The organism is Jeotgalicoccus psychrophilus DSM 19085 (assembly GCF_000425845.1).
Classification (GTDB): domain Bacteria; phylum Bacillota; class Bacilli; order Staphylococcales; family Salinicoccaceae; genus Jeotgalicoccus; species Jeotgalicoccus psychrophilus.
The window spans coordinates 24,014-48,368 of the sequence record NZ_AUEF01000009.1 but is presented as its reverse complement, the minus strand read 5'-3'; the positions used below and the strand labels follow the sequence as shown (position 1 = coordinate 48,368).

The 24,355-nt window shown below is 38.3% G+C and carries 27 protein-coding genes, 1 tRNA gene, 1 pseudogene and 1 riboswitch; of the genes and pseudogenes, 20 read left to right on the top strand and 9 right to left on the bottom strand.

The features are described 5' to 3' along the window. Positions 1-6 precede the first annotated feature (6 nt). The 6 genes from H625_RS0104685 to H625_RS0104660 all read left to right on the top strand — a co-directional run bounded on the left by H625_RS0104685 (position 7) and on the right by H625_RS0104660 (position 7,888). Positions 7-864 (top strand): hypothetical protein, encoded by an 858-nt coding sequence (locus tag H625_RS0104685; RefSeq protein ID WP_026858884.1) that lies wholly within the window; start codon positions 7-9, stop codon positions 862-864. Then, positions 857-2,125, top strand: coding sequence for an AAA family ATPase (locus H625_RS13205; RefSeq protein ID WP_051238973.1), 1,269 nt, complete (start codon positions 857-859; stop codon positions 2,123-2,125). The genes H625_RS0104685 and H625_RS13205 overlap by 8 nt, the downstream gene beginning before the upstream one ends. Before the next feature lie 14 nt (positions 2,126-2,139). Continuing rightward, a complete protein-coding gene (locus H625_RS0104675) occupies positions 2,140-3,378 on the top strand; it encodes an LlaJI family restriction endonuclease (RefSeq protein ID WP_026858883.1) in 1,239 nt (412 codons plus the stop codon). 30 nt (positions 3,379-3,408) lie between these two features. Next, positions 3,409-3,708: a hypothetical protein gene (locus H625_RS0104670; RefSeq protein WP_026858882.1), complete on the top strand. Its 300-nt coding sequence runs from the start codon at positions 3,409-3,411 to the stop codon at positions 3,706-3,708. Positions 3,709-3,855: 147 nt separating this feature from the next. Next, a complete protein-coding gene (locus H625_RS0104665) occupies positions 3,856-6,573 on the top strand; it encodes an ATP-dependent DNA helicase (RefSeq protein ID WP_026858881.1) in 2,718 nt (905 codons plus the stop codon). 136 nt (positions 6,574-6,709) lie between these two features. After that, a complete protein-coding gene (locus H625_RS0104660) occupies positions 6,710-7,888 on the top strand; it encodes a benzoate/H(+) symporter BenE family transporter (protein ID WP_026858880.1) in 1,179 nt (392 codons plus the stop codon). A gap of 29 nt (positions 7,889-7,917) precedes the next feature. Here the strand turns inward: H625_RS0104660 and H625_RS0104655 are convergent, their stop codons facing one another. Beyond that, positions 7,918-8,802, bottom strand: a complete 885-nt coding sequence (locus tag H625_RS0104655) for a diacylglycerol/lipid kinase family protein (RefSeq protein WP_026858879.1) — start codon at positions 8,800-8,802, stop codon at positions 7,918-7,920. A 116-nt stretch (positions 8,803-8,918) separates the two neighbouring features. Here H625_RS0104655 and H625_RS0104650 point away from each other — a divergent pair. The 3 genes from H625_RS0104650 (at position 8,919) to H625_RS13965 (ending at position 9,502) form a co-directional block, all read left to right on the top strand. After that, positions 8,919-8,989: transfer RNA gene (locus H625_RS0104650), tRNA-Thr, on the top strand. A 22-nt stretch (positions 8,990-9,011) separates the two neighbouring features. Then, on the top strand, positions 9,012-9,305 hold the full coding sequence (locus tag H625_RS0104645; RefSeq protein ID WP_026858878.1) for a hypothetical protein: 294 nt from the start codon (positions 9,012-9,014) through the stop codon (positions 9,303-9,305). 71 nt (positions 9,306-9,376) lie between these two features. Next, positions 9,377-9,502 (top strand): hypothetical protein, encoded by a 126-nt coding sequence (locus tag H625_RS13965; protein WP_256440543.1) that lies wholly within the window; start codon positions 9,377-9,379, stop codon positions 9,500-9,502. Between the two features lie 36 nt (positions 9,503-9,538). Here the strand turns inward: H625_RS13965 and H625_RS13200 are convergent, their stop codons facing one another. Next, a complete protein-coding gene (locus H625_RS13200) occupies positions 9,539-10,273 on the bottom strand; it encodes a YsnF/AvaK domain-containing protein (protein ID WP_051238972.1) in 735 nt (244 codons plus the stop codon). Positions 10,274-10,390: 117 nt separating this feature from the next. Here H625_RS13200 and H625_RS0104630 point away from each other — a divergent pair, with 117 nt between their 5' ends. Both H625_RS0104630 and H625_RS0104625 read left to right on the top strand, forming a co-directional pair. Then, positions 10,391-11,164, top strand: a complete 774-nt coding sequence (locus tag H625_RS0104630; protein WP_026858877.1) for a serine hydrolase — start codon at positions 10,391-10,393, stop codon at positions 11,162-11,164. Between the two features lie 23 nt (positions 11,165-11,187). After that, the gene (locus H625_RS0104625; protein WP_026858876.1) at positions 11,188-11,709 is read left to right on the top strand and encodes a hypothetical protein; all 522 of its coding nucleotides are present in this window, start codon (positions 11,188-11,190) and stop codon (positions 11,707-11,709) included. Positions 11,710-11,947: 238 nt separating this feature from the next. Here H625_RS0104625 and H625_RS0104620 read toward each other — a convergent pair whose 3' ends face one another. After that, a complete protein-coding gene (locus H625_RS0104620; protein ID WP_026858875.1) occupies positions 11,948-12,274 on the bottom strand; it encodes a four-helix bundle copper-binding protein in 327 nt (108 codons plus the stop codon). An 89-nt stretch (positions 12,275-12,363) separates the two neighbouring features. Continuing rightward, positions 12,364-12,460, top strand: a riboswitch (TPP riboswitch). 79 nt (positions 12,461-12,539) lie between these two features. Between H625_RS0104620 and tenA the strand changes: the two genes are divergently transcribed. The 7 genes and pseudogenes from tenA (at position 12,540) to H625_RS0104590 (ending at position 17,408) form a co-directional block, all read left to right on the top strand. Continuing rightward, positions 12,540-13,217 carry a thiaminase II gene (gene tenA, locus H625_RS0104615; protein WP_026858874.1) on the top strand — a complete coding sequence of 226 codons (678 nt, stop codon included), beginning with the start codon at positions 12,540-12,542 and terminating at the stop codon, positions 13,215-13,217. Between the two features lie 145 nt (positions 13,218-13,362). Continuing rightward, a complete protein-coding gene (locus H625_RS13570) occupies positions 13,363-13,533 on the top strand; it encodes a hypothetical protein (protein ID WP_156897183.1) in 171 nt (56 codons plus the stop codon). 125 nt (positions 13,534-13,658) lie between these two features. Continuing rightward, complete coding sequence (locus H625_RS12560; RefSeq protein ID WP_035785199.1) at positions 13,659-13,847, top strand: hypothetical protein; 189 nt, start codon at positions 13,659-13,661, stop codon at positions 13,845-13,847. A 131-nt stretch (positions 13,848-13,978) separates the two neighbouring features. Next, positions 13,979-14,323 (top strand): MFS transporter, encoded by a 345-nt coding sequence (locus tag H625_RS13865; protein WP_245573100.1) that lies wholly within the window; start codon positions 13,979-13,981, stop codon positions 14,321-14,323. Positions 14,324-14,335: 12 nt separating this feature from the next. Beyond that, positions 14,336-15,379 (top strand): annotated as a pseudogene (locus tag H625_RS12555) (MFS transporter); the annotation flags it as partial. A gap of 78 nt (positions 15,380-15,457) precedes the next feature. After that, on the top strand, positions 15,458-16,276 hold the full coding sequence (locus tag H625_RS0104595) for a metallophosphoesterase (RefSeq protein WP_026858873.1): 819 nt from the start codon (positions 15,458-15,460) through the stop codon (positions 16,274-16,276). 151 nt (positions 16,277-16,427) lie between these two features. After that, a complete protein-coding gene (locus tag H625_RS0104590; RefSeq protein ID WP_026858872.1) occupies positions 16,428-17,408 on the top strand; it encodes a nuclease-related domain-containing protein in 981 nt (326 codons plus the stop codon). Positions 17,409-17,659: 251 nt separating this feature from the next. On the opposite strand, the gene H625_RS0104585 is transcribed toward H625_RS0104590, so the two are convergent. Continuing rightward, positions 17,660-18,094 carry an acyl-CoA thioesterase gene (locus H625_RS0104585; RefSeq protein WP_026858871.1) on the bottom strand — a complete coding sequence of 145 codons (435 nt, stop codon included), beginning with the start codon at positions 18,092-18,094 and terminating at the stop codon, positions 17,660-17,662. Between the two features lie 132 nt (positions 18,095-18,226). On the opposite strand from H625_RS0104585, the gene H625_RS0104580 reads away from it, so the two are divergent. Next, positions 18,227-19,084: a fumarylacetoacetate hydrolase family protein gene (locus tag H625_RS0104580; RefSeq protein ID WP_026858870.1), complete on the top strand. Its 858-nt coding sequence runs from the start codon at positions 18,227-18,229 to the stop codon at positions 19,082-19,084. Between the two features lie 6 nt (positions 19,085-19,090). Further along, positions 19,091-19,801, top strand: a complete 711-nt coding sequence (locus tag H625_RS0104575) for an MOSC domain-containing protein (RefSeq protein WP_026858869.1) — start codon at positions 19,091-19,093, stop codon at positions 19,799-19,801. A gap of 23 nt (positions 19,802-19,824) precedes the next feature. On the opposite strand, the gene H625_RS0104570 is transcribed toward H625_RS0104575, so the two are convergent. The 5 genes from H625_RS0104570 to H625_RS12550 all read right to left on the bottom strand — a co-directional run bounded on the left by H625_RS0104570 (position 19,825) and on the right by H625_RS12550 (position 24,084). Then, positions 19,825-20,601: an alpha/beta hydrolase gene (locus tag H625_RS0104570; protein ID WP_026858868.1), complete on the bottom strand. Its 777-nt coding sequence runs from the start codon at positions 20,599-20,601 to the stop codon at positions 19,825-19,827. 65 nt (positions 20,602-20,666) lie between these two features. Then, complete coding sequence (locus tag H625_RS0104565; protein ID WP_026858867.1) at positions 20,667-21,356, bottom strand: ABC transporter permease; 690 nt, start codon at positions 21,354-21,356, stop codon at positions 20,667-20,669. A gap of 1 nt (position 21,357) precedes the next feature. Further along, positions 21,358-22,287 (bottom strand): osmoprotectant ABC transporter substrate-binding protein, encoded by a 930-nt coding sequence (locus H625_RS0104560; protein ID WP_026858866.1) that lies wholly within the window; start codon positions 22,285-22,287, stop codon positions 21,358-21,360. 10 nt (positions 22,288-22,297) lie between these two features. After that, positions 22,298-22,933: an ABC transporter permease gene (locus H625_RS0104555; RefSeq protein ID WP_026858865.1), complete on the bottom strand. Its 636-nt coding sequence runs from the start codon at positions 22,931-22,933 to the stop codon at positions 22,298-22,300. After that, positions 22,930-24,084, bottom strand: a complete 1,155-nt coding sequence (locus tag H625_RS12550) for a betaine/proline/choline family ABC transporter ATP-binding protein (RefSeq protein ID WP_051238971.1) — start codon at positions 24,082-24,084, stop codon at positions 22,930-22,932. Before H625_RS12550 ends, H625_RS0104555 begins: the two co-directional genes overlap by 4 nt. Positions 24,085-24,355 lie beyond the last annotated feature (271 nt).

Sequence of the window (24,355 nt, the reverse complement as noted above, 5' to 3'; positions counted from 1 at the left end):
TGTTTTATGAACTTTAAAAATCGTATTGATTATTTATTAGAACATGAAAATCTTAAAGAAATCACTTGGTATACCCCAAAACATGAATGGTCCATAATTGATTTATGTTACAGTGCTTTTATTTTGGAGAAATTTAAAGAGTATAATAAAATTGGTGAAAAAGTGGGATTGGTTCAATTTTATAAACAGCAAAGTGAAACACTCCAAAAAGGGATAGATAGCCATAAATTGACTGCGACGAGCAGGATAGTACCAAATGCAGTTTATATTGGATTGGTAAAGGGTGTGTATAGCAAAAATCTCGAACGAGAAATAGCTGATCCATTTTTTGAGATACAAAAAAGATGTGATGGTAATTTTGAAAAGGTTGAAATGTATTATGACATTTTTGAACAACAAGTAGAAAAAATGTTTGTAAATAGAAAACGTGAGGAGTCTGAAGTCTTATTACACCCATTATTTGTTTTATATAAAGTATTACTCTTAGCATATGAATATACAGAAAGGTTTGCAATTTCAAAAGATGAATTCTATGCATTCGTTTATTCGACGCACAACTATGATGATGTATATCAATGTATTGAGTACATAGTTAAATCTAGAATTAATCATTTAGAAGAAGTTAAGAAAATAAGAGGGAAAGTAAGCGAAGTTAGGATTTTTGGATTGTTCAATCAAATTAAAAGTTTGGAAGTTACTTCCGATAGTATAAAAATTCGTGATGAATATGTTGAAGACATTAAGAAAAAAATTCATAAGTATGAAAATATTATTACTAAGAGATATGATAGACAACTCTTTAAAGAGGCTCTGTATTCTAAAATGAGTATATTTGAATATTTTAAGGAGGAATCTTATGAATAATGAACGGCGATTCACAGAGTGGTTGAAAAATAATAATGTAGCAAACGTAAATGATATTGTTCAATATTTGAAGTTTGTCAATAGAAAATATAATAGTGATAGTGATGAACAAGTAGATTTCTTTAGGAACCCAGATTTATTTAAAGAATATCAAAACAAAGATATACTAAAAAATATCTTTAAAAATGAGATTAAAGATTTGAATGTGGGTTATAAAGATGAAGTTTTATCAAGTTTATTATTATTGTTAGATCAAAACAATGCTGCATCACTATATTATGGTTTTATACTAGAAAGTAATTTGAGTGAAGAATCAAAAAAAGATAAAACTGAGGAAAGTGATCATCAAGATATATCATTTGATTATGATTCATGTATAGAGGGTGGCATAAATAAAATATTTTATGGGGCACCAGGTACAGGGAAATCATATAAAGTAAATGAAAAATTCTCTGATTATAATAGAATTACATTCCACCCAGAAATAACGTATTTTGATTTTATAGGTGGACTTAGACCAATTCAAAATGATGATACGGGAAGTATAAATTACAATTTTGCGCCTGGCACGTTTGTAGATACATTAATATCTGCGCTCAAATCACCCGAAAAAAAACACGGGCTAATAATTGAAGAGTTAAATAGAGCTAATACAGCAGCTGTATTTGGAGATGTGTTCCAGTTGTTAGATAGAGATGATAAAGGATTAAGTATATATCCAATTCTAAATAAAGATATTAGTAAATATATTTTTGAAAAAACAGGATATGATATAACCAAAATTAGAATTCCTTCTAATATGAGTATTATTGCTACGATGAACAGTGCAGATCAGGGTGTGTATGTATTGGATAGTGCATTCAAAAGAAGATGGGAATTTGAATATTTACCAATAAACTTTGCTAATAACGAGTTAAGCGATGTGGAAGTAGCCGGATTTGATATTCCTTGGCAGGTTTTAGGAGAAGAACTAAATAATCATTTATCTGAAATACTTAAAATTGATGAGGATAAGTTGATTGGACAACGATTTCTGACAAAGTATGAAATGCAGAATATCGATACAGTTAGTTCGAAATTGCTTATGTATTTATGGGATGATGTTGTTCGATATAATAGAGAGCAAGTTTTCGTAGAGTCGAACTCTTTCGCAAAGTTAATTACTTTATTTAAAGCAAAAGGCTTAGCTTGTTTTGTGCCTGGAATCACTTCAAGAATAAAAAGTGTGGATATTTCAGAAGTTGATGAAATCTCTGAATAAAGGGTGTAATCAGGATGGATAAAATATTTAAAGTTTTTGTAGAAGGATCAGTTCTCTCTTCTGAAAAAATCCCAGAATCATTTTTAAAAGCAGGTTATGTTGAGAGTAAAGGTAATGGCAATATAATTATTAAAGTATGTGGACTCATTAATTTTAATAATATTCTATATGTATTTATGCCAAAAGGATATGACCTAAACAATCTGCCAAAAAATCAAGAAATTAAAAGTATTAAGTTACTTTATGAGATACTATTAAACCATAATTTAAGTAATCCACTTACAGATGAAGAAGTTGAATGGAACGGTAAGCAGATAAAAAATCAAAATTATGTTAAAACTGTTACCTGGTTAATTAACGATTATCAAGAAAATGGATACTATCAAAATGAGGAAACAAAAATTGAAACGAATGGTAAGGGTAGAGTACTCTGGAATAAAACTTTGAGACAAAAGATGCCCTATATCATTAACGATGAAGTACTTTATCTAGATATGTATACTAAGAGGAACGAGCAAAATATTAACGATATTATACGGCTTATCCATAAAAAAGTTATACAAAATTGTATACGAGAAATCGGACTATTATATAACCTAAAACAGGTTCATGAAGAAATTGAATTACCATATAGTATAGATCAACAAATAATAATTCTGCATAAAAAATTAAATACAGTTTATACTGACCGTAAAATTAGTCTGTTAAAACAACTAATAAACTATTTAGAATTAAAACATTCAGGAAAATTAGCCTTTACTTTAGCGACCCCATACTTCTATAATGTGTGGGAATTAATGCTTAGGAAATTATTTAATCATGAAGAAGAATTACAAGGACTTGTACCGAAACCATATTGGGAAATAAATGGGATAAAAAATTACACGAAGCAAATCCCTGACATATTGATTACTAAGGATGATTCATTGGTGATTATTGATGCTAAATATTATTCTATTGACTCTGGACAGGTCAAGAAGTTTCCTGGTTGGCCAAGTATTGTAAAACAGCTGTACTATAATTTGTCTTTAAAAAAATATTATAAGAAGACGTATAATATTTTTATATTTCCTAAAATTGTATCAAACTCATTCGAATACATTGGGAAAACATCAGTAAAAGGTCTTGAAACAGAATATGGTTATATTTATGCATATGCAATAGATATAAATGATGTTTTTGAATATTATAAATATAATCGTGAGATGAAAGAGATTATTGATTTAATCATTAAAGATACTATGACTAGGTGATTTTTAAGAAGTATATCTGGAGATCGATAAATGAAAAAATTCATGAAGTACAACGATGCTAAAGAAGAAATGAATCGAATAAAAAACTATATTTATCTAGTAGAAAATTATAAAGTAGATAATGTTTTTAACTGGATAGTAAAGCAGTATGCGTTAACAAATAGTATAGCTGGAGTAGTTAGAAGTGCGAGAAATGAAGAAGATCATAAAATTTTTGAGGTGGTGGACAGGGAAAAAGTATTATCTGTTCTTAATTCTCCGGCGAAAGATGAGCTACATAAAATAATAATACAGGGATATAAAGCGAAAATTAGAAGAAAAAAACCGTGATTCTATAGGGGTTTTAATAAATCTCTAGAGAATCTTTTTAAGATAATTAATGACTGAATATTCTTTATTTATAAATCTTGAAATACTTTAATTAATGAATTTACATATGATAAATTTTTGATTAAAAAGTTAAGAGGGGGAGATTTAATGGATAGAATTACAGAAGAAATATTAAAAACAAATGACACAATTTGCGAAAGTATTTCAAATACGAAGGTTATAGATATAGGATCATCATCCCAACATATTTTATCTGAATTACGTAATTTTATAGAACATTGCCTTCTAAAAATTCATTCAGATTTGTTAAAAAAAGATTTAGAAGTTACGTATGACAACATAGATGTAGCAGTAAATTACCTTAAAGGAAATGGAAATAAAGAAATGCAGTTTCTCATTGATTTCCATTTATTTATACAAACGGCGAGGTCACATTATGCTATAGATAAAGATAATGCAGAGAGGCTAATGATTAAATATTTAGCGTACTTAATTAAAACTAAAGAATATATGTATAATAAATTCGATATAAATATTCTACATAACTTAAATGATTTTCCGATACATCAAAATCCATTATTATCAGATTATTATTCTCCTATAGTTAATAAAATTAACAGTAAGACTAATAATTCTCTAAAGAACGGTAGGTTTTATATCCACCGAACAAGGCCGTTTTACTTAAAAGATAAAATATACTATGAGATTACCTTTTCAGTTGCAATAGATAATAATAGTAAGTTTGATCGACAAATAGCATTTACAGATCTAGAAATTGAAGATAACTATGCAGTAAATTTACAGTATAGAAATGAATTTATTGATATTAATGGAATGACAATGCCTATAAAAATTATAGATAAATGGGAAGTTTCTATTAGACCTTGTGAGATTAACAATTTTTCTAAAATTTTTAGAGTTAATCTTGAAATGAATCGTAATCATAAAGAGTATAGGAATTTAATGACTTATCTCACTCAGAGTAGAAAAACTTTAGTTGATATAATATTGCGAGATGATGATGATTATAATAAATTTATAGACTTCATTTCTAACAATGGAAAAACCTATAATTTTAGTAAAGTTCTAGATGAATGTAGAGAGATAGTCCTTAACGATCGTAACGGTTCTAATATTTTACGATATTTACTTTATACTATGAATAATAAGGTCATAAAAAAACAGTATTATTCTGAAGGCTGTTATTTACTAAGTTATTTAAGGTTGAGTTTTGGAGCTATACCTTTCGATAATTCTCCTTTCTCATCGTCTTTAATACGGCATAATCCGAAATTAGTTGATCTCTTTAAATGTATAGATATAAGTCACAGAGAGAATGAACTTCTAGCACGTACTATAAAAACAAATACAGAGAAGTATAATCAAATATTTACTTCACCTCGAGAGTTGGAGACATTTGATGCTATAGGTGATTTACAAAGAGAATATAATGAAAGACTGTATAGTGGGCATAGGCCATCAAGAGAAATCGAGATGAGAAACGGTCATTATTATATACAAGAGTATAAGGAAAGTACAGAAGTGATATTGAACGAAATTGAAAAATTATCGTTGTCAGGCGTTACAAACTATAAAGATTCAGTAGTTGATTGGTTGAAGAAATCTTCCTATGTAATTGATGATAAGAATAAAGAAGAGATTGTAAAAGATATGTTTGTAAATACGAAAGTTTCTTTCGTATATGGAGCAGCGGGTACAGGGAAGTCTACTGTTATCGAGCACATTTCTGAATTTTATTCAAATATTGATAAGTTATATTTAGCAAATACTAACCCCGCAATTGATAATCTTAGACGTAGAATACCAAGTGAAGAAAATATGTTTATGACTACAACAAAATACTTAAATTCTCAAAAAAAAATTGAAACAGATTTATTGATTATTGATGAGTGTAGTACCATTTCAAATAGAGATATGAAAAGAATATTAACAAGAAGTAATTTTAAACTATTGCTTTTAGTCGGTGATGTCCATCAAATAGAATCGATTACATTCGGTAATTGGTTCAGTTTTTGTAAAAAGTATTTTGAGAAACGAAAAGATGTTATTCACCAGCTGAATATCCCTTATAGAACTCAAAATGATAATCTAATAACATTATGGGAAACAGTTGAGAATATGAAACATGGTGTATCGGAATTGATGGCAAGAAATAGTTATTCTATCAAATTAGACTCTAATATCTTTCAGAGATTATCGGCTGACTATAGTCAGGATCAAATTATATTATGTTTAAACTATGATGGGCTATATGGAATAAATAATGTTAATAGCTATTTACAATCTAGTAACCCAACTCCACAAGTAGAATGGGGTTATAATATATATAAAGTTGGGGATCCAATCCTTTTTAATGAGAGTCAAAGATTTTCACCTTTAATATTCAATAATTTAAAAGGAGTTATTAGGGGCATTGAGATTGATGAAAAAGATATCATATTTGATATAGAAGTAGATAAAGTCTTTAATGAGATGGAAATAGACGGGTATGATTTAGTTATGATAGAAAACTATAATTCTACGAACTCTATAATTAGATTTAAAGTTTATGGATTAACAGACACTGATGAAGATAATACGTTAGATGAACACACAGTTCCTTTTCAAGTTAGTTATGCGGTGTCTATTCATAAGGCACAGGGATTAGAGTATAATGAGGTTAAAATTATTATATCTGATGAAGTGGACGAGAGAATAACACATGATATTTTTTACACTGCGATAACAAGAGCTAGAAAAAATTTAAAAGTATTTTGGTCTTATCAAAGTGAGAAAAAAATAATAGAGAGTTTTGTACGAAAATCTAGTAGTGATTACTCTGTCTTTAAAAGTTTGAAACAATAAGGAATTACTTATAAGTTAGCCTCCTGTAGTATGGAAAGTACTTCAGGAGCTATTTTCTTTAATAGTTTAAGCTTATATGAGAATAACTAATTGTATTATCAGAGTATTACGTATTTGAGCTAACGGAGATATCCATATGAACAACACTTATAATAATAGAGGATTTATAAATGATCTAAACACACAGAATATCTCTGCCGGTATTATAACAGGGACACTTGGCATCGTAGGTGCGCCGATTATCGTCATTGAAGCGGCGGCAGCGGGCGGGTTTTCTCACATAGAGACAATCTCCTGGTTTTACGCCGTGCAGTTCTTTGGTGCTTTATTCGGCCTGCTTATGGCATTCTATTACCGCATGCCGATTGTCGGGGCTCATTCTATTACCGGCGTCGCATTTTTAGTCACCGTTACTCCGCACTTTACATATTCAGAACTCGTCGGCGGTTTTATAATTACCGCCATTATAATTATGCTGTTTGGTATTTCCGGTATATTTAAAAAGGTCATGAGCTGGATTCCAAGGGAGATTATTTCCGCCATGCTCGCCGGTATTATAACGAGTTACGTAGTCGGATTAATTCCAGCAGCACAAGAGCTGCCGATTGTCGGCGTTACCGCAATTGCCGTCTACTTTATATTAACAAAGTGGGATTTAAGAATTCCGCCGATGCTTGGATCAGTGCTCACAAGTGTGATTGTTTTCTTCGTATTTCATGAATTTGATATGTCCGCACTTGGCACGGAAGTTGTAATGCCGATTGTGCATATGCCGGAGTTTTCACTGGCGGGGGCAGTCTCAATTTCAATTCCGCTGGCACTGATGATTTTAAGCAATGATGCGACACCAGCTGTCGGTGCGCTTGAACGCAGCGGTTATCATGCACCGACAAATAATATTTTAACGGTGAGCGGGATTCTGTCGATATTTACAAGTTTCTTTGGTGGACAGTCGGCCAACGTTGCAGGAATGATGACGACAATCGCTTCTGATGAAGAGTCAGGTGAGATTGATAAACGTTACGTTGCTTCAGTCATATCAAGTATTATTATGCTCATCTTCGGACTATTTGCATGGGCACTGGTGCCGCTGATGTTTGAATTGCCGGAAGCATTGATGGCGATGCTGGCAGGGTTTGTTTTACTAGGCGTATTTGCTTCAACGATGAGAACAAGCTTTGGGAATTCCAAATACACAATGTCAGTCATTTTCACCTATATTATTTCTGTGTCGGGAATTTCTATATTTTATATCAGTGCACCGGTCTGGGCACTTTTAATCGGAACAATACTGGCGAAAGTCGTAAGGAAATAAATAGAAGCTGGTCTTTTAAAGACCGGCTTCTAATTTTTTTGATTATCTGTAAGCGTCAGTCCATCTTTAACAACCGATACCGTCACATCTTTATAGTCGTATAAATTCCCGTCGATATTCATTTCTTTTAAATTTTCCGTCCGGACTTCTGCCTGTTCTGCAGTTAAATACATTACTTTAGGATGTTTCGTAATGTTTCCCGTAAATGCCAGATAAATCAGCTGCACAATCTCTTTAATATTAATCGGTTCGATATTTAATATATGAAGCAGACCGTCATAAGGTTTCGCTTCAGGAAGCAGTTTTTCTAAACTGCCGACTGATGAGATTTTAGAGACAAGTGTAAACACAGAGTCGACTTCCATCTCCAGCTTATCTATTTTGATGTGTATCCGGTAAGGGTTTAATTTTATCAGCGTCCTGATTCCTCTAATGAGGTAGGCACCGCGTCCCACTTTGTTTTTCACCGAGCTGTTCACTTTCGCAAATGATGCCATAAAGTTGCCGAAGGCGACCATGTAACCGGCATATGTATTATTGATTTTAATGGTGTCTATTGTTTTGGTTACAGATATATCAAGATCTTTTGCTGCCGTAATGGGATTAAGCAGAATGTTGTTAGCTCTGGCAAAGTCATTTACTGTACCTGCAGGTATTACCGCAATGGGGATATTAATATTTTCTTTACCGAGTATACTGACAAGCTCACTGATTGTCCCGTCACCGCCCGCAGCAACAATGAGGTCAGTATCCGGTGCGTGTTCCTGAATGATATGTTTAAACCCTGCTGCTTCAGTGTATCTGATCACCGGTTCATAATCTTGAGACTTCAAATTACGGATTAACGTATTTTCCAGCTGTGCTTTTTTGCCCATACCGGCAGTCTTATTAATGATAACCAATGCCTTCTTCATATTCCGCCCTCCGTTCTTTAAAGGTTTGTTACATTTATTATACCGCACCTGACGAGGGCAGAGGGGTAGATAAAACATGAGAATTATACTATAGTAATAGCTGGTACTAAAAATATGCCGACATAGTTTAATGGCAGAACACAGCCATGGTAAGGCTGCAATGCGAGTTCGATTCTCGCTGTCGGCTTAGTAAAAGGAGATTACTCAATATGATTACGATAGGTGCAGTGCTCCTTATTGTTTTAATTTATGCGATAGTTAATAGTGTAAAGTTTTTCAAAGATACAGAACTCAGTAAAGAAGTGAAAGAGAAGATGCTGGCAAAATCTTTTAAGGCTGCATTCATTACTGTGATAGTCGGCTGGGGTTTCTTTGAATTATTCATGATTATGAGAATAGATCCTTCATTTGACGTATACCGGATAGTAATATTAATCATTGTGATTATTTCATTTATCGTCTTCGGGCTGAATTTAAAAGTACAGAATCAGCGTCCTGAATAAGTAATCTTTTATTTTAATGCCTCTTCATGATAAGATTAAGAAAATTTAAATAGAAGATTGTAGGTTAATATATGAAGAACTTAATTATTAGAGTAATTAAGGAAACAATGAAAGATCCTGTTAAAAGAGAAAAAGTGATGAATTACGTTAAGCCGATTATTTCCAACTATACAAATAAGAATAATAAGAAGAAATAGAGAAAAATCCGGTCCTCAAAGAGGTCCGGATTTTTATTATTTATCAATATCTATATTCTTTACTTCTCTGACCTTAACGTCTTCATTCTTCACTTCATTGACTCTGATATCATCATGCTTCACAGTGCCTGATACATGCTCCATCTTCTCAACGACTTCTTTTGTAATCACAATTTCTTCTGTTACCACATGTTCCTTAATTACTCTGATACGTTCTTTTGTTACCGGAATTCGAATAATCCCGAGGTCGTCATCCGAGTCTTCTGTATTATTATAGGTTTCAAACAAAGGCTCGCCTTCAACTGCACGGCGTTCTACCGTGACGTTATCCATATTCACAGGGACATCAAATTCTTCAACTTTTGAATCCGTATATTTCTCAACGACGACTTCTCCTGTTTGGACTTTTTCTTTACTTACTGCAAGCCGTTCTTCACGAAGTTCAAATGTTTCTTCGCCTTCAGGTGTATCCAGTTCAGATACATCATCAATGTATAACAGAAGTTCTCCATTATTCAGAGCGTTTGAGTAGTTTTCACGTTCCTGATTCGTCATCGTGAGACGCTGGCTGCCGTCAAGCTGTATAAGTAGTTCTTCCAGAGTGTTACCGGCAGTCATACGTTCGTTCACTCCCGGATAATCTAAGAGGAAATCCTCATAGCCACGTGTCGACACCACGGTTAATTTTTTCTCGGGTACTTTTAAATCTCTGTAATGCTGCAATCTTTCCTTTAAGTGATGTTCATTCGCAATCAATTCAATTTGCCCCATAATGTCAAACCTCCATGTAAATTAGTAATTACTGTTTTATTCCCCGTATGGACTAAGTGCAAACGGAGACTCTGTTGTGATACTCTTTATTTAAACAGCAATAGAGGAGATGACTAGATGTTTATAGATGAAATCAACGCATTGATTGAAAGCCAGCCAACGAAAGATATTTCTTACAAGATCCAGTTTGATAATAAGGTGTACGTACATAATGAACACCAGGTATATCCTTCTTCCAGCACGATAAAGGTGCCGATCAGCTTAATTAATCTGCAGCAGCATTTTCATAACTATGAAGATATTTCACTTACGGTCGGAAAAAAGGTCGGGGGCTGCGGCGTACTTCATACGCTTCAGAGCGTTAAACGCCTGACGTTATGGGATACAATTGTCCTGTCGATTATCGTGTCTGATAATACTGCGTCGAACATGCTGATTGATAATATCGGCATCGAGCGGATCAACGAAGGATTTACGGCACTTGGTCTCCACGATACAACACTCGCACGGAATTACTACGACACGACAGGGATTAATGAAGGCAAACGCAACGCAACATCTGCCGCTGATATGTTCACGTCGATGCAGTATGTCATTAAAGAAAATGATGTACTCCCTGAAGAACTCAGACAGACCTTCTTTGAAGTCATGAAAAAACAGCAGATTAACGACAGAGTCGGCGGATTTTTTAATATTGATGAAGACCATGAAGCGGAATTTATCGCGTCGAAAACAGGGTCTGTGACAGCGCTCGAGCATGAATTCGGCATGATTCAGCTTAACGGCAAGCAGCTGATTTTCTCAGTGTTCTCAGATAACTGGCCGTCCAATCAGGAAGGCAAATATTTCCTGAATGAAATGGGTAAAGTATTTAAGAAGTATATGAGTTAAATTAAAAAAATCGGGAGGCACTTATGACAGAATTTACTTTGCAGGAAGCAATTTTTACAGTCAGCAATCTCCGTACTCAGCTTAATAAGGAATACGCAAAATTTGATACTGAATACCGCGTGCCGGTTGCCGTGAATAACGAGAATATCGTGAATGAGGGCAAGGCGGCGGATGTGAAAGATTCCCTTAAAAAGATTGAACAGCTGAAACACGATATTATCACGCTTAAAGCAGCTGTTCATCATAAGAATACGACGGGAGTACTTACAATTGATGACGCAGAATATACAGCATCTGAAGTGCTGGAATCATTGAAACTGGAAAGGGATATCGTCAATAATCTGCAGAATAATACGGCTTTCGGCTATCATCGTGAGCGTATTAAAACTGTATCCGGCGTCGGTATTGTTGAAGAGGGTATTATTAATGAGAAAGAAGTGCTTGAATATATTGAGAAACTTGAAGTAAAAGTAAACCGAAAGTCGATGCTTATTGATAAGTTCAACAGTACGGAAACGATTGAAGTGAATCTCAAATCGATGTAAAAATTTTGGCAGAAATCAGGTCCCTTTCTTATATGATAATTTGATGGATTACAATTTACGGTTTATTTATCTGATTACGTTTTAAGAATCCGGATGCTGGACACGAAATACAATCGTGCTGATGATCTGATTTCGACGGGGATTTCCCAAAAACTTCAGGACGGAAAGTTTTGCCTTTAGGACCGTCCGTACATAAAAAAAGACAGGCAGAAATTTTATGCCTGTCTTTTTTCTTATTTTACGCTGCTGCTTTACATGCTTCTGCACATTCAAAACATGCTTTCGCACATTGCTGGCAGTGATCGTGGTCGTGTTTCTCACACTCAGTGCCGCAAGCTTCACAAATCGTCGCACATACACCTGCAAGTTCTTTAACAAACGCTGAATTTCTCGTAATTGCCTGTTCTAAATGTGCGCACATGTCTGCACATTCACGGTCAAGTCTGATACAGTCTGCCATCATTTTTACGTCCGTTTCTTTTAGGCACGCGTCGAAACAACGATTGCACGCTTCCATACATTCGTGCAGTGTTTTAAGTAATTGCTGATGCTGTTCGTGAGCCATTCATTATTCCTCCTTAAAATTATATACAATTTATTAATTCCCTGAGTAAAAGCTTTTAAACTGTAGTACAGTAGAAGTGTAAAAAAAATATAAACGGCTGGGGGCGCACTGAAAGTGCTGAGAGATAATATCGACCCTTCGAACCTGTAGGTTAGTACCTGCGCAGGGAAGTCTGAGCTGATATATGTATAAAATTTCAGCCCGGACCTTCTCATGAGGTTCGGGTTTTTATCGTCTTCAGCTGAAAAGAAAAGGGGATAATATAATGAAGTTTACTGACAGACTATGGAACAGTGTGGAAGATATTTGGAATGGCTATCTTCGTCATCCGTTTGTTACAGGGCTTGGTGACGGGACGCTCGAGCTCGAAAAGTTTCAGCATTGGCTGAAGCAGGATTATGTGTATTTAATCGAGTATTCAAGATTGATGGCCATTGGTGCCGAGAAGGCGCCGGATTTACAAACGATGAATATGTTTTCTGAAATGCTGCACGGGACGCTGTTTGGCGAGATGCAATTGCACCGAAAATATGCTGCGGAGTTCGGTATTGAAGAGAGCGAATTGCTTAGGACGGAATCTTCTGCTGTAAACACGGCTTACACGAGCTATATGCTGAATCATGCACAGCGGGGTGATGCGGCGTCTGTGGCTGCGTGCCTTCTGGCCTGCGCGTGGAGCTACAATTATATTGGCAGGGCTTTGGCGGATAAATATCCGAAACAGGAGAATAATCCTTATAAGCAGTGGGTTGAAACATATTCGGGAGAGGATTTCAGCGAGTTAAACGGTACCGCGATGACGCTGCTGAACGAACTGGCTGATGGGAAACCGGAGCGCGAATTAATCCAGCTTGAAGAAATCGTCGTGAAAACAAGTCTGTATGAGTACATGTTTTGGGATATGTGTGAGACAAAAGAAGAGTGGCCAATTCAGTTTAAGTGATGACTGGTTATGATTTTGCATAAGTTTTCGAAATTGTTAAGGCTCGGTAAATTATGCATATAGATGTTTTATCTGAGGTATGGTGACAGTAACATCAATGATCAGTCTGGAATCTACTATACTTTTTAAGGAGCTGGAACTTTAGATGAAGAAACTTTTAACTGTCGGATCACTTGTAGGCGTATTAGCACTTGCAGCATGCGGAGGAGGAACAGAAGAAGAAGGTACTGAAACAGAAACTGAAGAAACAGGCACGGAAGGTACAGAGACTGAAACAGATACAGAAAGTACAGAAACTGAAGACGATGGCGCTTAAATAAAAATGAATATTATATTGCCGCGGGTGTTTAACCTGCGGCAATTTCTTATAGTTCTGCGGTGTTAAATCATCAAATCATGGGTATATACATATTAATTCAGAAATTAGGAGTGATCGGACTTATGAAGAAATTCGCAGTTGTTTCAACAATGCTCGCAGTACTCGCACTTGCGGCATGCGGCGAGGATACAGAAGATGAAGACACAGGCGTTGAAGAAACGGGCGTCGAAGAGTCTGATATGGAAGACGATATGCTCGACGATTCCGACGACGATGATGAAGAAGACAGCGAAATTGAAGATGATGATTAATAATTGATTAGGTGCTGCCGGGTTCGGCGGCATTTTTTTAATCAGAATGACTTTTTTGTGACTTTCAATGTTCCAGCAAATAATTTTAAGCGTTTTCATTTATAATGGACGGGAAGCTAACAAAAACAGAGATGAGAATTTTGTCTCAGACAATTATGAAAGCGCAAACCCCTAATAAGGTAATACTGGGTGTTATTTTATCCATCCTGACTTACGGGCTGTTTGCCCAAGCATTTTTAAACATTGCACCTGAAGTTCAAGCAACTTACAGCACGACGAGCCGCAGTATTATTAACCTGTCTGTCAGTTTAACATCGCTGATTACCGGGATTTTCATGGTCGCAGCAGGAAACATCGCAGATAAGATTGGCTATACGAAGATTACTTATATCGGTATTTTCTTAAGTATTATCGGGTCAATCATTATTATTCTGCCATTCCATACATCATTTTTAATTATCGGACGTATTGTTTAGGGCTTCTCGGCAGCAATGATTATGCCGGCAACTATTTCAATTTTTAATAACATATTTGAAGGCGAGCAGCGCCGCAAAGCGCTCAGTTACTGGTCGCTCGGTGCATTCGGCGGTACCGGTCTTGCATCACTTTTCGCAGGAACGATGGCAACATTCGTTGCATGGCAGTGGATTTTTATCGTGTCGATTGTATTGTCGGTTATCGCTTTATTTTTACTTGAAAACATTAAAGACGTACAAGATAAAAACCGCGGGCCGATTGAATTCGACTTTGCAGGCTTATCTATTTTCGTTGTGATGATCGGTGCAATCAGTATTTTTATTACGCAGGGAGAGGTGCTCGGGTGGGGCAGTCTTACATCGATTCTGCTGATAGCGGTGTTCGTTATCGGACTGATTGTTTTTGTTATTGTAGAACAGCGAAAACATGCGCCGTTTCTCGATTTAACTCTGTTTTCGAATAAAGCATTTTTAGGCACTGTCGTAACGAACTTCCTGTTAAATACAGCGGTCGGTTCGCTCGCATTATTCAATATTTATACGCAGCAGGGACTTGGTATGACTGCATTTTCAGCTGGGCTTATAACGATTCCTTATATTTTAACGATGCTCATTGCCATTAAAATCGGAGAGAAAAGCATCGCTAAACTCGGGCCGAAACCTGCGCTTGTGTCTGCACCGTTACTCTTAGGTGCCGGGTTAATTATGCTGTCTCTAACATTCTTAGGCAGTACTGCATATATTGTTTCAAGCCTGATTGGATTCGGATTTTTCGGTATCGGTATTGGTCTGTTTGCGACACCAGCGCTCGATACGGCCGTGTCAACGACGCCGAAAAATAAAGTCGGCGTTGCGTCTGCGATTTTCAAAATGGCATCGACGCTCGGCGGGGCATTCGGTATTGCGATTATCGTCGCAGTTTACTCGGCACTGTCGAACACAGTTTCAGTCGCAGCAGCGGGGAGCGCGGCGTTTATCGTTAACGTTGTTCTCTTAATAGCGGCATTTGTCTTCGCAATGGTTGTCATTCCAAAAGTCAGTGTGAAAGATAAGTAGCGTGAAGCGGAACTTTTTATGAAGGATAAAAGTTGTGGTAGCATTGAATAAATAAATTGATGCGGGAGCGAATGAGTAATGAAAATTGGAGTTATTTCAGATTTGCATATCGATCGCTACAACAGCGAGACTTTGAAGCAGAAAGACTTTTCTCTCACGCTTGCAAATGAAGTGTCGAGAGCGGCGCTCGACATGCTGCTGATTGCCGGCGATATTTCAAACGACCATGTCCGTTCGTACCGCTTTATGCAGGAACTCGAGCAGATGACCGGTGTGACGATTTATTTCGTGCCCGGCAATCACGATTTTTGGAACTTCAGCGGGGATCAGAAAAGTACCCGGGAAATATATGAATACTTTAAGGATACGAAGTACTTTAAAGAAGGTTCGCCGATTGATCTCGGTGATGACTGGGCACTTGTAATGAATCCGGCCTGGTACGATTATACGTATGCGAGCGACCGTTTTTCTCAGGAACGTTTAAGTCAGCGGGAATTTTACGGCGGCACGTGGCAGGATAAAGTAAAAATAAATTGGGGTATGACGGATCCGGAAGTATCTAAGTTGATGGCGGCACGCGCCGCGGCCGATTTGGAAGCAGTGCGGGATAAGAAGATTATTCTAATGACGCACGTTGTCACGCACAAAACGTTCCGGGTGCCCATGCCGAACCGTCTTTTCGATTATTATAACGCCTTCATCGGCACATCGGACTTCGATCAGTTTTACGAAGACTACGATATCCGCTACAGCATTATGGGACATATTCATTTTAGACATCAGGTCAGTGAAGGCGGCACGGATTATCTCTGTGCATGTCTCGGCTATAAACGCGAGTGGCGGACGAAAGATATCGTGCATGAAATGCGCGATGCGCTGCAGATTATAGAGATTTAATGATCATGGACCGCCTTCGGGCGGTTTTTTCCATTTTGGCGGGAATTATTTCAGTATTTACAGGTTTATAAATTAACCTGTACGAAATAAAAATAAATCGCTGATTTTCCGTATATATAGTATGAAGGGACTTTTTTATAAGGAGGAACTCATGATTATATCGGAACGGAAAATCAGTAAAGAACTCGCGTATTACAGAGCATTAAGTTTTCGGTGCCAGCTGAACGGTGAAGATGCGAAAAAATTATCGGTGCTGGAACGCGGGTTTGCTGGCGAAGGTATTTACGATGAAGTATTTGATGATGTTGGGCACGGTTCTGTTTTTGTGTTCCGCGATATTTATTTAGGGATTGAAGATAGTTTTGCACAGTACGATGCGTTAATCGTGAGCGATGCGGGGATTACAGTTAATGAGATTAAAAACTACTCGGGTTTTTATCGTGTGGAAAAGGAAAAATGGTTTGCCGGGAATTTTGAAGTGCCTGATGATCCGCCGTCTCAGCTGAAGCGTGCGATGAACAAACTGCTCAGGCTTCAGTACATTCACCGGCTGAATTTCGAGATATCAGGGAAAGTTGTGTTTCCGCATATTGATTTCCGATTGAACTGCGATAATCAGGAAGTGCGGAAAAAGCTGGTGATGCGGTCGGAGCTGCGGGATTATTTAAAGCAGTTTAAAAATGATTATGCAGGACGATACGCAGAAGGTATTGTGGACGCGATTTCGGCACATATTATCGATAATCCATATTTTGATAAAAGTGCGGATTTTGAAGCGGTGCGTAAAGGATTATATTGCGGAAACTGCGGGAGTTTTGAGGTTGAGAAATTATCATATCACTTCTTTTGTACTTCATGCGGGTCTAAAGAAACGAAAGAATATCACATCATTCGGGCATTGAGTGATTATACTGTTTTGTTTATGAATGAAAAACTGACAAGGAAACGATTTTTGGAGTTTATCGATTATAGACTAAGCCCGCGCACGGTTGTGAGAATGCTGGGTAAATATTGTACTCGTTTCGAGATGAGTACGGCGAGCTATTATGAATTTAATTACGGTACTTATGAAGATGTGGTTGGAAACCAGGAATATATTAGAAGATACAAGAATCATCTGACTAAAATTTAGATTGCGCGCCACCGAAAAACGACGGTGACACAGAACAGGGGATTGCGCGCCACCGAAAAACGACGGTGGCACAGAACAAGGGATTGCGCGCCACCGAAAAACGACGGTGGCACAGAACAAGGGATTGCGCGCCACCGAGAAACTACAGTGGCACAGAACAAAGGATTGCGCGCCACCGAGCACGATTATGATAAACATCCGACCTAATCCAAACAAAAAAACGCGCCGCCAGGCGCGTTCCCAAATAAATATTATTTTTTAACTTTGATTTCTTCGTATTTGGCGTACCATTCCGGAAAAACGCGCTTGAAAATGACGGGCTGGAATTCGCCGTCTACTTTTTTAACAACAATCAGTGTTGTTGTACCGTGTGTGCAGACTTCGCCGTCTCCGTTGACGATTTCAAAGCCGTAGACTGTACGGACACCTGTATTTTCTTCCACCCATGTGCGGACGAATGCGCGATCTCCGTACTTAAGAGATTTCGCGTATGTAATGTTGACGTTATGGACAGGGGCTAGATATCCTTCACGTTCCAATTTTAAATAATCATAGCCGATATCTTCAATCAGCTGCATGCGTCCGAGTTCCAGCCATTTTATATAGTTGCCGTGATAAATAACTCCCATCATGTCGGTATCGGCATATAATATTTGTATTTCTTTTTCTGCTACATAAGCGCTCATGAAATTTCCTCCTAAAGATAACTTAACGTAATTATATCATTCTCTATCTGCAATATTTCAAAGGAGTTTATCGTTTTTGGTTAAAAGGGTATGATAGATAGATAAGGCAATCAGAAATGGGGCGAAATTGACATGAAATTACTGACTTTTGTAGATGAAACAACCGGAAAATATCATCTTGGTGTGCTGACATCTAAAGGTGTACTGGATATTTCCGAGGATTTTGAAACGCTGCAGGATGTCATGGCGAACAAAGAAAAGGCAGAGGCTTTGATTGAATTTTATCTGGAAGCGGAGTATATCGAACTGAAGCGTATCGACGAACTCGAGCTTGGACCGGTCGTGCCGAATCCGGAAAAGATTATTTGTATCGGAGTGAATTATAAGCGCCATGCGGAAGAAATGAAAATAGAAATTCCGGAAACGCCAATTATTTTTTCAAAGTTTAATAATACGTTGGCTGCGCATAACAGTACGATAAAAATACCGCAGGATAAATATATGATTGATTACGAGGGCGAGCTCGCGATTATTATCGGTAAAGAAGGCCGCAATATTAACCGGGAAGATGCGATGGATTACATATTCGGCTATGCGAATGCGAATGATGTATCCGAAAGAAGCTCACAATTTGAGACGAGCCAGTGGCTGGCGGGGAAAACATATGATGGTTTCTGTCCGGTTGGTCCATATATCGCGACATTAGGAGAAATCGGTGAGCCGCACAAATTACGTATAAAGACGTATGTAAATGACGAGCTGCGCCAGGATTCGAATACGAATGATATGGTGTTTAAGAGCAGGGGGCTGGTCAGTCATATTTCGCAATATATGACCTTGAAACCTGGTGATATTATTTTAACAGGGACACCTGAAGGCGTGGCGTCAGGTTATAAAACCGCTGATAAACCATGGATTAAAGACGGTGACACAGTTACGGTTGAAATTGAATCGCTCGGCCGTCTGACTAATCGATTCGAAAAGGAATGATGCGTGATGTCGATCTACGGAAAAATTCATACACTTTACAAAGGCAGAGTAAAGACTATTGGAAATCCTGAAGCAAAGAGTAAAATGGATCAGCAGTGGAAAACCGGCGCGTTTAAAAGTGAGACAGATGAGCCTATATTTTTATCTGAAGAAGGGCTGAAAGGCGATGAATGTGCAGATAAGAAAAATCACGGCGGCGCTGAAAAAGCATTATTTGCGTACAGTCTGGCTCATTACGATAAATGGCAGCGCGAGCTCGGCAATCCGGATATTAAAGCCGGAGGCAACGGTGAAAATATTGCGGTCATGCATATGGATGAAACGACTGTGCACATCGGCGATATATACGAACTTGGTGAAGCAGTAATTCAAGTATCGCAGCCGCGCCGGCCGTGCTGGAAACCGGCACGCCGTCATCAGGATATCGATTTAGCGAAGAAAATTGAAGATACAGGCCGTACCGGCTGGTATTTCCGTGTGCTTAAAGAAGGTAATATCCAAGCCGGCGATACATTTAAATTGATCGAACGACCATGTCCGGAATGGACGATTGCCCGGATGAACGAAGTTCTGTACCATAATCGTGGAAATATTGGTCTGATGGAGAATCTGCGGGATTCTGAATATACGCCGCCAAGCTGGAAATCAACACTCGATAAACTGCTTGCCGGAGAACAGATAGATGACTCAAAACGACTCTACGGACCCAACGTATAATAAAAAAATGAGCAAGGCTGATTTCAGCCTTGCTCATTTTTCGTCATCCACTGTATCGCTTTCAGGATACCTTGATCCCAGTATGCGTAGTCGTGTTCCCCGGGACCTTCCTCGTATTTAAATGAAATACCTTTAGAGTCAAGAAACTTTTTGAACTCCACGTTATCGCTATATATGAAATCTTCAGTGCCGCACATCATGTATAACTCAGGAAGTTCCTTAATTCCAGCTGCATCAATTCCATTTTTAACAATCTTTTTAATATCTAGAGAAGTGCCGGCTGTTGTTGTAACGTCACCGATGATACCGTACATTTTAAAATCCGGCCAGTCGTAGTTTAACAGCCGTTCGATGTCAGTCGCACTGGACATAAAGCATGCTTTCCCGAAGAGCTCAGCTTGCTCAAATGCTGTTTTAATGACTCCGAAACCGCCCATGGAATGACCGGCTAAAAAGTTATCTTTCCGCTCTTTTGACAAGGGGAATACCTGGTGGGCGTAGCGCCACACTTCCATAATATGATCGGCATAGCTGTGACCGTACAGCATATTAGCATAGAAACTGTGGTCGCCATCCGGTAAAATGACTGCGATATTGTGTTCATTTGCGTAGCGTTCAACATTCGTAAACCGTAAATATGAATTGTTATCGCTCGATAAACCGTGAAGTATCATCACTGACGGCAAGTGGGAAGGTACCTCACTAATATCATAATGTTCTTGCTGCTCCGGCAGTATTAAATTAAAGTGATGATGTTTACCGAGTGCTTCCGAGAAAAAATTAATTCGCATTAAAGCCATCTGATAATCTCCTTTTATAAGTTAATAAAAAACAGCCCCGCCAAAACGGCAGGACTGAAAAGATGTTAATCGTTAACCGTTTGGGCTTTCGGTGTTTTATCGTCCGGGTTATAAGTCGGATCGAGTTTGCGTTCCAGAAAGCGGAGCGCAAAGTCGATCATAATCGCGATTAATGCGATTGGAATTGCACCGGCCAAAATATATACCGTGCCGTCAGTTGCATTCGTACCGCGGATAATTAAATCAGACAGCGTCGGGGCACCAATGAATGAACCGATAGCAACAATACCGATGGCAACGACTAGAGCGATACGGAGTCCGCCGATAATCACTGACAGTGCAAGCGGCAGCTCGATCATGCGCAGTACCTGGTTGCGCGTCATGCCCATACTTTTCCCGGCGTCGGTAATATTTTTATCGACACCTGTAATACCTGAGTAAGTATTTTTAATAATCGGCAGGAGTGCGTACAGAAATACCGTCAGAATAACCGTATTTGTACCAAGTCCCATAACGAGCATTAAAATCGACAGCATCGCGAGGGCGGGAATCGTCTGGATAATATTCGCAAGTGTAATCACAACACCTGAGAGTTTCGCATAACGCGCGATAAAAATCCCAATCGGAATACCGACGATTGCTGCAAAAAGCACGCCGTAAATACTCATCAGCAGGTGGTCTGTAAACAGGCTCAGCAGGTAGGCGAAGTTGTTGACGAAATAATTATATAAATCTGTTAATAAATTACCTGTCATATTATTCACCTTCCTCTTCAAAGTAGTTGTGTTCTTCTAAAAATTCTTCCGCAACGAGCGCAGGCTCAATGCCTTCTTCATCGGAACGGTAGTTTAAATTCTGCATTGTCTCTGTTGAAACTGTGCCGACCAGACGAGATAGCGCATCGTCAATTTCCGGATATTCTTCAATTATTTCATGTGTCGCAAATGGTGACGCATCATACGGCGGGAAGAACTGTAAATCATCTTCCAGGACAACTAAATCATATGCGGGGATACGGCCGTCAGTAGTATAGCCGAGTGCAAGGTCCAGACTGCCAGTGTTTAATGCTTCATATACAAGACTGATCTGCATCGCACGGATATTGTCGAACTCGAAGCCGTATGCTTCCTGGAATGCAGGATAACCGTCACCTGGGCGATTGAACCATGAAGTATCAACGCCGACTGCGAATTCATCCGTGTAGTCGGCTAAATCTGATGTCGTTTCAAGATCGTATTCTTCAGCAGTTTCACGCGTTACCATAAAGGCATACGTGTTATCGAAACCGTAAGAGTCGTAAAATTTCATATCGAAATCTTCATCAAAAGCTTTCTGTGTCTGTTCCAGTGCAACATCAGGATCGCTTTCGGGGTCTTTGTCTAACACGCCGGTAAGCTCAGTGCCGGTATAGCGTACACCGGATACCTGTGCATCTCCTGAGAGCAGTGCATTGTGCTGAATTGTTGATGAACCGAGGTTGTTAATCATCGTCGGTTCGATTTCTCCGTCGCTGTAATGTTCAATCATTAAGCGAGACATGTGAGAGACAATCTGTGATTCTGTTGTTGTCATTGATGTGATTGCAATACCATCACTGGAACTGCTGCTGAGACCGGGCAGGCTGCACCCGGATAAGACAGTCAGAGATACCAGTACGACGGCTAATAATTTTTTCATTTGTCTCATGATACTCCTCCTATCGGGATACTTTTAAACCTTTTGGCGTCGCCCATTTTTCTGTCAGCGATAAAATAAAATCTGCAATGAGTGCGAGCAGGGTAACCATAACGGCAGCACTGATAATCAGTTCAGGCTGGTACGAGTTCAATCCGTTGAAAACAAAGTCTCCAAGACCGCCGGCACCGATGTAGCTGGCCAGTGTTGCCCATGAAATGACATAGACCGATGATAATCTGATACCGCTTAAAATCAGCGGTATGGCGATCGGCAGTTCGACATTCCATATTAGCTGCATACGTGTCATGCCCATACTTTTCGCTGCTTCTCTGACGTTTGGATCAATGTTTTTAACACCGATAATCGTATTATTTAAAATTGGCAGGAGGATATAGGCGCTAAGCGCGATAATCGCCGGTACGCGTCCGACTCCAAAGAGCGGAATCATCAGCGCGAGCACTGCGAGTGTCGGTACAGTCTGCAGCACGCCTGCAGTAGTTAGGACATAGTTACTTAATTTTTTAGTATTGGCAATCGACATGCCTAAAGGCACAGCGATCAGAACACCAATAATTAATGAAATAATTGACAGGTAAAAGTGTTCCCAGGTTTTAACGAGCAGTTCTGAGCCGTTTACACTTAAAAATTCCATCATACTTCATCAGCTCCTGACGTAACCGGAGCAGCCGTCTCCTCGCCCCAGATTGTGTCGTACACGATATCTACTAAGTTAGAGCGCGTGATTAAGCCGATTAATGTATTATTATCATCGACTACAGGAATGTTTCTGACGTTACGTTTTAAAATCGTGCGGACAGAATCCTGGAGTTTTGAATCGATGCCGATTTTGTAAATATCGCGACCCATTAAGTCAACGATATCCATACCTTTACGGTAGCCATCGTTAATGTCTTCAATATCGATAAAGCCGAGCAGCTTTTTATGACTGTCGGTAATAAGAATTGTATCGATGCGTTTTTCGCGCATCAGTGCAATACAATCGTTAATAGACTTGTCGATAGTAATGCTGACGGGCGTAATCATTGCATCTGCAACAGTACGCATATTCGGTCTGTCTTGGATCAGGCGGCCTTCACCGATAAAATCGCGGACGAAGTCATTTGCCGGATTGCGCAGAATTTCGTCAGGTGTGTCAAACTGAATAATGTCGCCGTGGCTCATAATACAAATTCTGTCTGCGAGTTTTATCGCTTCATCCATATCGTGAGTAACAAAAATAAATGTTTTGCCCAGTTTCTGCTGAAGTTCTTTAACCAGGTCCTGTAATGTATCGCGTGTAATTGGATCAAGTGCCCCGAAAGGTTCGTCCATAAGTATAATGTCCTGTTCGGCTGCGAGTGCTCTGACAACACCGATACGCTGCTGCTGTCCGCCTGAAAGTTCAGAAGGATAGCGGTCTAAAAATTCTTCCGGCAGATCGACGAGCTTAATTAATTCTTTTGCTTTTTTATCTTTATCTTCGTCGGACCATTTTAAAAGTCGCGGGACTAAAGTGATATTCTCTTTAATCGTCATATGCGGTAAGAGGCCAATCTGCTGAATTACATAGCCGATGCTGCGGCGGAGTTCCACGGGATTTTTCTTTGTAATATCTTCACCGTTTATTGTAATCGTGCCGGAAGTCGCTTCAATCATCCGGTTAATCATGCGAAGCGCAGTCGTTTTACCGCTGCCGCTTGTACCGATAAACGCGATAAATTCACCTTCATCGATATCGAGAGAAATGTCGTTAACGGCTGTCTTATTGCCGCCGTAAATCTTAGTTAAATTCTTTATACTTAACATAGTTGTCTCCTTTACTTTATAAAGTTGAGCAAATTTATACTTTATAACTATAACATAACGATTAATATATTTCAGTTTGCCCTCGGTTTTTCACATATGAAAAATTTGATTTTACACATGTTCTGTAATGTATTGTGAAAACTTACAATGAAATTTTATAGTGTAAATTTAAAATAAATATAAAATTATTTCTATTATAATTTCAGCTGATTTTGACAGTGATGATAGAATAAAATAAAACATAGTATATAGAAGGGGAATGCCAATGCTG